Below are 10,133 nucleotides of genomic sequence, written 5' to 3'. Positions count from 1 at the left end.
CGCAGATTCACACGCATATGTGCTACAGCGAGTTCCACGATATCATCGAATCGATCAGCGCGCTTGACGCAGACGTCATCTCCATTGAGACGTCGCGCAGCCACGGCGAGTTGATCGGCATTTTCGAAGATCACACGTACGACAAAGGCATCGGGCTCGGCGTCTACGACATTCACAGCCCCCGCGTGCCGTCGGCGGACGAGATGACCCAGATGATCGACCGCGCGCTGCGCGTGCTCGACCCGGGCCTGTTCTGGATCAACCCGGACTGCGGCCTCAAGACGCGCGGACGTACGGAGACGGTCGAGTCGCTGCGCCATATGGTGGAGGCGACCGAGGCGGCCCGCGAACGGTATGCGGTCAAGCCGGTTTAAGTTTCGCAGCATACACGAACCAATATAAATAGGAAGAAATGCGAGGGAGCGCCGATGGCGCTCTCTCTTTTTGCACCGCCCAATTAAGCCGAGCATTGACGGGACGCCACCGGGATGACTAAGATGATTTTATTCGATCGAGGACGGAGGTTGGGCATGAAATACGGATGGGCGGTCGGCCTGGCCGGCAGCGTCGGCGCCTTGCTTCGTTACGAAGCGGGATTGTGGACGCATTCCTGGTGGCCTTTTACGTTTCCGCTCGCGACGCTCGCGATCAATCTGACGGGCTGCCTCGCGCTCGGCTGGTTCACAGCTTGGGCAGCGAGGCGTCCGGGCTTGCCGGAATGGCTGCGGCTCGGAATCGGCACGGGCTTGATCGGCGCGTATACGACCTTCTCGACGTTCAGCGTGGAGACGCTGACGCTGCTTCGCGACGGACAAGCCGGCGCGGCGGCGCTATATGTCGGCGCGAGCCTGATCGGCGGGCTGGCGTTCGCATGGGCCGGCTTCAGGCTGGGCGAGAAGCGGCCAGCGACAGGGAGAGGCGAGGTGGCGGGATCATGACGTTCGGGCACGAAGGGCTGGTGGCGCTTGGCGGATTTTTCGGCGCTTGCGCAAGATACGGCATCGGCGTATGGGGAAAAAAGAAACTCCGGGCGAGGCTGCCTGTCTCTACGATACTCATCAATCTGTCTGGCTCGTTTCTGCTCGGCATCGTCGCGGCCGCCGGCGGAAGCGAAGTATCGCTGCTGGTCGGGACCGGCTTCATGGGCGCGTACACGACGTTTTCCACCTTTAACGCGGAAAACGTGCAGCTATGGCGCAGCCGAGCCTGGCGTACGCTGACGGTGTATGTGGCTGGCAGCTATGTATTCGGCGTCCTGCTCGCTTGGGCAGGCTACTCGCTTGGCAGCCGCTTGTAAAAGGATTGCCTTGCAGACGCTGCAAAGCCGGCTTTTCGCCTGAATCGCGGGAATGGACAGCTATGTGCAATATTCATAGTTCAGCTTTGGCCCGTTCCGTGCTTTAATGTTGCCGTTCTGATTGATCGACAGAGGAGCGGATCGTACATGGAACTGCAAACGGCGCGGGACAACAACCAGCTTCGGCAAGCGGCGGCGGCGCTCGAGAGCGCGGGCATTCGCATAATATTTGAATCCAGCCAATTCGTGGATGCAGTACGCACAGGCATCAGCCGGGCCGACTGGCGGGGACCGGCCAACGAGATCGCCGGTACGACGCTCGACAGCGGCGCGGGCGGCGAATGGCTCATCCGGACGTATGGCACCGCCTTGGCGGGCCCGTACGGCGGATTCGCGCTCGAGACGGACTGGCTGCATTGCGGCACGTCGCGGCATACGGCTGTCGAGGTGCGATTCGAGATCGGCGCCTGGTCCCGGGCCGCATACGTGCTCGTTCCCGGCGCCGTCTACGGCGGCAATCGCTTCGAAGCCCGCAAGCTCGCCTACGCGCCTTGCTGGACGCGCATCGACGAGCGCGGGCCCGATGCACCAGCCTTCATAACGGACATCCCGCGGCTTGCGTCTGGCGACGGACCTTCGTCGCTCCATCTGCTGACCGGAGATGCGGCGACGCCGGCCGTCGCTTATTACGACCCCGAATGCGGGAGGGGCTGCATTCTGCTCGCGGATCAGCGCACGGCATTCGGCGAGACGTCCATCCATATCGAGGAGTCGCTGGACCGAAGCGCGGCGGCGATCTCGTTTCGCGCGCCCGGCGTTCGCGAAGCGAACAAGTACGAGATGTGCACGACGGAGGCGCCTTCTTCGGACAAAGGGACCGATTACGCCAACGGAGACCGCCTGACGTTGCGATTCCATGTCTATTTGTTCGCGTGTGGAAGCGTCAGGCGACTGTTCGCCGCATTTGCGTCCGTGCGAGATTCGCTGACCGGCCGGGCGGAGCCGGTCGCGACGCTGCCGTTCTCCGCGGCCTGGGCGATCCAGGAGACCAAGTTCAACGCGATGAACTGGAACGAAACGCATGGCTACTACGCGGTCGGCACGGTGGACGAAAAGCACCAGGACTGGCAGCTCGGCTGGGTGGGCGGCGGCATGTCCAGCTATGCGCTGCTGCTGGAAGGGAGCGAGACATCGCGGGAGCGGGCGCTGCGGACGCTCGATTTTATATTCGGCGGACAGACGGCGGCCGGCTTTTTTCCGGGCGTCTTCTATCGGGGGCGGTGGTACGGCGACGAATTCGGAGACGATCCGCACCGGGAAGCGCCCGAGCGATGGCATATCGTGCGCAAAAGCGCGGACGCGCTGTACTTCGTTGCCAAGCATGCGCTGGCGCTGGAGGCGGTCGAGTTCGGCCGCGCGGCGGGCGACGTCTGGCTGCGCGGGCTGAGAAGGCTGGCCGACGCGTTCGTCCGTTTGTGGGAAATCTACGGGCAATTCGGCCAATGGGTGAACCACGATACCGGCGAGCTCCTCGTCGGCGGCTCGGCGGGCGGCGCGCTGGCCGTCGGCGGATTGGCGCTGTGCGGCCGGCTGCTGGGCGAAGCGCGTTACCTGTCGGTCGCGCGGGCGGCGGGCGAGGATTACTATCGACGGTTTACGATGGCCGGCATCACGACTGGCGGACCGGGCGAAATTTTGCAATGCCCGGACAGCGAGTCCGCGTTTGCGCTGCTCGAGTCTTACATCGTGCTGTATGAGACGACGGGCGACCGGCTGTGGATCGGCAGGGCGGAGGAAGCGGCGGATCAATGCTTGTCCTGGTGCGTTTCGTACGATTTTGTGTTTCCGGCGGAATCGACCTTCGGCAAGCTCGGCATGCGCACCGCCGGCTCGGTCATCGCGAACGCGCAGAACAAGCACAGCGCGCCCGGCATTTGCACGCTGTCGGGAGACGCGCTGCTCAAGCTGTTCCGCGCGACGGGCCGCAGGCGGTATATGGATCAGCTGACGGAGACGGTGCGCAATATGAACCAGTATCTGTCCCGCGAGGACCGTCCGATAAAGGGATGGGACGGCAAGGACATGCCGCCCGGGTTCATGAGCGAACGCGTGAATATGAGCGATTGGGAAGGCGCGGACCTCGTGGGCGAGGCACTGCCGCTCTCTTGCTGGTGCGAGACGTCGAACATGCTGACGTACGCCGAAGTCCCAGGCATCTATGTCCAGCGCGATACGGGGCTCATATGGGCGCCCGACCACGTGACGTGCGGGCTTGAAACTGCGTCGGACGGTGGGGCTGTACTGCGGGTGACCAATCCGACGCCATGGCCGGCTTCGGTGAAGCTGCTGGCGGAGACGTCCGGCGAGGCGGCGCTCCCGCTTCGCTTCTGCGCAAGCGCGTTCTGGCCCCGGATCCGTCTCGCGCCGGGCGAGACACGGATCGTGCCGCTGAACGATTAGCGCGAGGCTCTGTCTCGCTCATCGGCGGGGTTGGCGCCTACCTTATCGCACATGCTGGCTCTATCGCTTCAGCTCGCAGTCGGCATCCCGGCAGCCCCGTTCGCTTTGCGGCGACCGGGGCGTTTTGCTTTTTTTACCCGTCATCATCGTTTAATGGCCGCCATTCCGCGCTGGAGCAGCAATTCGAACATTGTACAGTAGATCGGCCGTCTTGCGTATGAGATGCTGGTGGCGCTGACCCGTACTTCACCCGGTGGGAGGAAAAGCGCCATGAAGATGCTGCAAGCCTACAAGTCCAAAAAATACCTGACGCGCCTGCTGCTGTCCGTCAGCGTGCTGATGATCGCCGTGCTGGTGTTCGCCTCGCTGGCGATTCAATACAATGCCGAGCGCAGCTCCGTCCGCATGCAGCAGGATTCGTCCCGCAAGGTGATGAACCAGATTCAGTACAACGTCTCGTACATGACGGAAGTGCTGGGCAATCTCGCGGTCTCGCTGTTCATGGATCCGAATATATCGCCGCTCTTCACGCTGCCGAGCTACGACGAGATGACCGTCATCCGCTCGATGAACTCGCTGAAGCAGGCGTATTTGTCTTCGTCGTTCCTCCATTCGATCGTCGTCTACAACGGGTATGACGATCAGGTGTACCCGGTCGGCCAGCTCAGCCTGAACAAGCCGGACGCCGCGATGGCGGACGGTCTCGTCGCGATGCTGAAGCGCGAGGAGAAGCTGCCCCGGATGAAGCTGCTGCCCATGAATTTGAGCGGCGTCGCGGGGAACGTCGACTTTTTTTCCATCGTGCTGTATCAAAACTTCGGCGCTGTCCGCAGCGGGCGGGAGAGTGCGCTCGCGGTCAATATCAAGCCGCAGTGGCTGTACGACAATTTGCAAACGGTCAACGTCTTCGACGATCCGTCCCGCTCCGGCCTTTATATGCTGGATGCGTCTGGCGCTGTGATCATGTCGGGCGGAGGCGCGGCGGCGGCGGATACGAAGCGGATTGCCGAAGCGTTGGCGCTGCGTACGAACGTGGACGGGGCGTCCTTCGGCTCCTTTACCGGCAAGCTGGGCGGAACGGAAAAGCAGCTCGTCACCTATATGAGCATGAAGGATACGGATTGGAAAATCGTCAGCGTGCAGCCCTACGACGTGGTCATCGGCAGCATCCGCGAGATGCGCGCGACTTCCTTCGCCGTTATCGCGGTCGTCCTGTTTCTCGGCGTTCTGCTGTCCTTTATGATCGCCCACAAGCTGTACCGGCCGATCGAACGGATGTTCAGCCAGATCGGGATCAGACTGGGCGAGGCCCAAGGAAGTGCGCCGGGCGCGAGGAAGGACGACGAGTTCGCGGCCGTGGCGACCGTGTACAGCTCGATGCTGGAGAAGCTGCAATGCGCGGCCGGCGAGCAGGACAAGCAGAAGCGAATCGTTCGCAACTCTCATCTCCGCACTCTTGTCGCCAACAGCCCGTCGCTGTCGCGCGAGGAGTTCGAGGACAACATCGCCTTGAACGGCCTGGATATCGATCCGGCCGGGCCGTACCGGGTAGTGGTCGCCAAGGTGGACGGCTTCGCCGAATTCGAGCGGACAACGACGCCCGGCCAGCGCGCGTTGTATACGTTCGCGATCGGCAATATCGCGGCGGAGATCATGCGGCCGGGCCCGTACCGGTGCGAGATCGCGGACATGCGCAGCGATCACGTGGCGATGCTCGTCAGCCCGGCCGGCGACGGCGCGGACACGGAGACGCTGGCGGGTCTGCTTCGCCGAATTCAGGAGGTGGTCGGCAGTTACTACAAGCTCTCCCTGTCGCTGACGGTGAGCGGCAGCTGCGACAGCCATATCGGCATCACCGAGCGCTACGGGGAGGCGATCCGGCTGTCCCAGTACAAGCTGCTGTTCGGCCATCGCGCCGTCCTGACGCCCGAATCGGTCGGCGAGCGGAATCGGCGGACGGAGTACGACTTCCCGGCCGACGCGGAAAAGAAGCTCGTCGAGAGCATCCGCGCCAATCGTCCCGAGGATAGCTTGGCGGCGGCGGACGTGATTTTTCAGGGGCTCATGGCCTGCCATTTCGACCATATTGTCCACGGCATTCTGCATCTCGTCGACCTGCTCAAATCCGCCGTTCGGGATCTGAACCGCAATCGGCTCGTCTCGCTGCCCATCGAGCTGAGCTCGCTCAGCCGCGAGGCGCTCGAGAAGGAGACGATGGAGGATGTGCGCGCCCTGATCGGTGCCGCCGTCCGCGAGATCCACGACAAGCTGTCCCGCACGGACGCGGACAAAAATGCCGCGCTGACCGACGCGATCAAGGAAATGATCGAGACCAACTACAAGGACAGCAACCTGAGCCTGCAAGGCATCGCGGCGATGCTGCACCTGACGCCGGCCTATGTGGGGCGCATCTTCAAGACGAGCGAGTTCGTGTCGGTCGGAGAGTACATGAACGAAGTGCGTTTGCGGCATGCCCAGGCGTACCTGGAGACGAAGGGCTTCAGCATCAAGGAAGTGATGGAGATGGTCGGCTACGTGAACGAGAGCACCTTCTTCAAGCTGTTCAAGAAGACGTTCGGCGTGACGCCGAAGGAGTATCGGTTGAAGAAGGTGCTGGAGTAGGGGCGGGAGCGGGAGCGGGAGGATCCGAAAGGATCCGGGAAGCGGTTGCTTGAGGCAGCGAGAAGGCGGATCGCCTGCTAACGGAGATGCGATAGGTGCAGTGAGGCAGCGAGAAGGCGAATCGCCTGCCGTACGAGAGGCGATGGGTGCTGTGAGACCGCGAGAAGGCGGATCGCCTGCCGTACGAGAGGCGATGTGTGCTGTTAGGCTGCGAGAAGGCGGATCGCCTGCTGTACGAGAGGCGATGGGTGCTGTGTGGTTGCGAGAAGTCGGAACGCCTACCGTACGGGAGGCGATAGCTACTATGAGGCCGCGAGAAGACGAATCGCCTGCTATACGAGAGGCGATAGGTGCAGTGAGGCAGCGAGAAGGCGAATCGCCTGCCGTACGAGAGGCGATGGGTGCTGTTAGGCTGCGAGAAGGCGGATCGCCTGCTAACGAAGAGGCGATGGGTACTGTGAGACCGCGAGAAGGCGGATCGCCTGCTGTACGAGAGGCGATAGGTGCAGTGAGACCGCGTGAAGGCGAATCGCCTGCCGTACGAGAGGCGATGTGTGCTGTGAGGCTGCGAGAAGGCGGATCGCCTGCTATACGAGAGGCGATGGGTGCTGTGTGGTTGCGAGAAGTCGGAACGCCTACCGTACGGGAGGCGATGGGTGCTGTGAGGCTGCGAGAAGGCGGATCGCCTGCTATACGAGAGGCGATGGGTGCTGTGTGGTTGCGAGAAGTCGGAACGCCTGCTATACGAAAGGCGATGGGGTGCAGTGAGGTTGCGAGAAGTCGGACCGCCTACCGTATGAGAGGCGATGCCTATGAATTGATGCCTGAAATTTGCTCTCTTGCACTCAACCGTAAAGCCGTCGAAAAATAGCCTTGCAAAACTTTACAATTTTAAATATGATAACAGTATATAACCGCTGCCTGAAGCACAGGCCGTTCTATCCGAATCAGTTCGGAGGAGCGGCCTTTTTTATTTTTCTTAGGGGGTAGTTTAAATGTCGGACGTGTTATTTCAAAAAGCCTACGATGAATGGATGTCTCGCGTGATACGCCATAGCCAGGGGGAAAGAAAAAGGCGTTTGATGGAAATGGACACGTACAATGAGCGATTATTGCTCGAGAAACATTGGTGGCCGGCGCTTGGGAGCTTCGATCATCTTCATCCGGAGTGGGAAGTGTCGGACTTTAAGGACGGTCAACGATTCGTCGACTTCGCCTACATGCCTTTCGGGTTGCATCGGGGTCTGATTCTGGAAGCCGACGCGTATGGTACGCATCTTCGCGACGTAAGCCGTTTTAGATTCGGCGATAACCTGGAGAGACAAAATCACTTGCTCATGGACGGTTGGCACATGCTTCGTTTCTCAAGAGACGATTTGTTGGAAAAGCCGAAGCGCTGTCAACAGACGCTGTTAGCGGCACTATCTGTGTGGGGATATGGAGGGGGATCGGGAGTGAGTCAGCTCACATTGTATGAGAGAGCTATCCTGCATTGGATCGGAAGGCACATCAGTGAAATAAAGCCAGTTGAAGTAATGGCTGCGCTGAAGATCGGGTTTCTACAAGCAAGCGGCAGCCTGCAGTCCCTGGAATCCAAAGGTTACTTAAAGTCAAACCGTTCCCCACAAGGGAAAACAATGAGTTATTTGGTGTTGCCAAAAACGCAAAAGATTAACTGATACTCTGGCTTCTTCGCCTTCTCATTAGCAGGCGACGGATGATTCATGGCCGCGAAGATGCTGATCGCCTACCAAATAGAATGCGATGATAGTAGCAAGTCCGCGTAATGACCGATTGCCTTCCTATTAAAAGGCGATGGAGGACACATGGCTAAGAGAACACTGATCGCCTTCTCATCAGAAGGCGATGGGGCTGGCAAGGCCGAGAGAAAGACGAACGCCTTCTTATCAGAAGGCAATGGGGCTGGCAAGGCCGAGAGAAAGACGAACGCCTTCTCATCAGAAGGCAACGGGCGGAGCGTCGGCCACAAGGAGCTAAATGCGGCAGAACGCGAAGCGACCGTCCTCCGGACGGCCGCTCCCGCGAATCGTTTTGCATGTGATCTTTCGATTTCTATTGCCGTTGCTGCCGGCATCTTGCCGTTATCTGAGACCCTTCCCCTTCAAGAACGCGTCCCACTGCGCGGCGACTTCGGTTTCGTACTTTTCGAGGCCGGAGGCTTTGAGTTTGTTCTCGAACTCGGGCAGCATCTTGGCCGGATCGACGGCGCCGGTCTCGAGGGCGGTCGAATATTCGTTGCCTACGGCGTTCAGGTTGGCGCCTTCGGCCTTGATCTTCTCTTCGTTGATCGAGAAGCCGTTGCTGACAGGCACGACGGCGCTGTCGTTCAGCTGGATCGTCTTCTCCCAGGTGTCAGGGTCCATGCCGGGCTTGAGGTATGCGTTAAACTGGTTGCCGAACACCCAGTCGCCGTTGGGCGCGTAGCCGGAGCCTTCGATCGGCGCGATGAATTTGTCGTCCGTCTTCGTGTAGTGCTTGCCTTCGATCCCGTTGCAGATCAGGTTGTACAGGTACTTGTCGGTATTGAGCAGGTTGATCAGCATGAGCGCGCGCTCGGGATTTTTGGAGTTTTTGTTGATAACGTGCATGGCGCTCGCGATGCCGGTGAAGTAGCTGTCCGAGATCGGGACATAGACGACGTCGTTGCCGCCGTTGATCGCTTTTTCGCCGATCTCGCCGCCCGGCTTGGACGTGAATTCGAGCGATACGGCGACATTGCCTTTGCCCTTCAGGTCATTGATGTTCTGCAGCACGGGCGCGTCCTTGTTAATGTAGCCGGCCTGGTACCAGCCATGTATCGTTTGGTAGAATTCCTTTTTGGCTTCGAGCGAATCGATCTTGCCGATCATGGCGTAAGTCGAATCGTCCTTTTTGTAGCCGACGGCTACGCCGTCCGGCGCCACGGCGTTCGGATCGACGAACAGGCCGTTGGAGTTTTGCGCGAGGCCGAGCGGGACGATGCCCTTTTCGTTGTCCTTGAGCGTCTTCAGAAACGGTTCGATGTCCTTGTACGAGTGGATTGTACTCACGTCAAGGTTGTATTTATCGACGAAGCGCTTCTGGATAATCAGGCTCTTTTGCTTGGCCGCTATCTGGTAGATCGGGAAGCCGTACACCTTGCCGTCGGCGGCCTTCATGTCCGGCCAGAACTTGTCGGGAATGTTGGCGCGCGCTTCAGGCGCATACTTGGCGATCATGTCGTCCGGCAGCTCGAGGTAGGCGCCTTTGTCGATATACGGCTGATAGTTGCCGAGCCAGCCCTTGGAGCTCCAGGCGATATCGAACGCTTCGCCGGCGGCGAGCATCGCGTTCAGCTTTGGCTCGTACTCGTCGAAGGTCAACGGCTTCAGATCGACGGTCGCGTTGATTTTATCCTTCAAATACTTGTTGATCTCGTCGTTGACCAGCTTCTGGTCGGGGCCAGGGTTGGCGGCTACGGGATAAATGAACGTGAGCTTGGCCTCGGGCAGCTCCGCCTGCGTCGCCTCGGCACTTGCGGACGCGCTGCCGGAGGCGCTTGCCGTCGCCGAGGCGCCGTCGGTTGCCGCCGCGCTCGGGCTGGCCGAATTCGAGCCGTTGTTATCGCTGCAAGCCGCCAGCGCGGCCATCGAGAGCAGCAGCATATATTGCGGAATCCGTTTTCCTTTTCTCATCTGTTGAACCCTCCATTGGATGGACCGTTATTATTTAATACGCCGTATGTCCGTGCCTGACCTGCTGCCGCGCCGAATGC

Annotated in this window: 6 protein-coding genes and 1 pseudogene; 6 read left to right on the top strand and 1 reads right to left on the bottom strand. The window is 60.2% G+C overall.

All coding sequences use genetic code 11. The features are described from left to right. The 6 genes and pseudogenes from KVT38_RS22695 to KVT38_RS22670 all read left to right on the top strand — a co-directional run. A pseudogene (locus tag KVT38_RS22695) lies at positions 1-374 on the top strand (5-methyltetrahydropteroyltriglutamate--homocysteine S-methyltransferase); the annotation flags it as partial. A 156-nt stretch (positions 375-530) separates the two neighbouring features. Continuing rightward, positions 531-938 (top strand): fluoride efflux transporter CrcB, encoded by a 408-nt coding sequence (gene crcB / locus KVT38_RS22690; RefSeq protein ID WP_483298184.1) that lies wholly within the window; start codon positions 531-533, stop codon positions 936-938. Next, a complete protein-coding gene (locus KVT38_RS22685) occupies positions 935-1,297 on the top strand; it encodes a fluoride efflux transporter FluC (RefSeq protein WP_217596025.1) in 363 nt (120 codons plus the stop codon). Before crcB ends, KVT38_RS22685 begins: the two co-directional genes overlap by 4 nt. 147 nt (positions 1,298-1,444) lie before the next feature. Further along, complete coding sequence (locus KVT38_RS22680) at positions 1,445-3,757, top strand: hypothetical protein (protein ID WP_217596024.1); 2,313 nt, start codon at positions 1,445-1,447, stop codon at positions 3,755-3,757. A gap of 270 nt (positions 3,758-4,027) precedes the next feature. Further along, positions 4,028-6,379, top strand: coding sequence for a helix-turn-helix domain-containing protein (locus KVT38_RS22675; protein ID WP_217596023.1), 2,352 nt, complete (start codon positions 4,028-4,030; stop codon positions 6,377-6,379). A gap of 995 nt (positions 6,380-7,374) precedes the next feature. Beyond that, positions 7,375-8,058: a DNA-binding response regulator gene (locus KVT38_RS22670; protein WP_217596022.1), complete on the top strand. Its 684-nt coding sequence runs from the start codon at positions 7,375-7,377 to the stop codon at positions 8,056-8,058. Positions 8,059-8,481: 423 nt separating this feature from the next. On the opposite strand, the gene KVT38_RS22665 is transcribed toward KVT38_RS22670, so the two are convergent. Next, positions 8,482-10,053 carry an ABC transporter substrate-binding protein gene (locus tag KVT38_RS22665; protein WP_217596021.1) on the bottom strand — a complete coding sequence of 524 codons (1,572 nt, stop codon included), beginning with the start codon at positions 10,051-10,053 and terminating at the stop codon, positions 8,482-8,484. Positions 10,054-10,133: the final 80 nt, after the last annotated feature.

The organism is Cohnella sp. GbtcB17, from assembly GCF_019091135.1.
Taxonomy (GTDB): Bacteria; Bacillota; Bacilli; order Paenibacillales; family Paenibacillaceae; genus Cohnella.
This window is presented reverse-complemented; position numbering and strand designations above follow the sequence as displayed.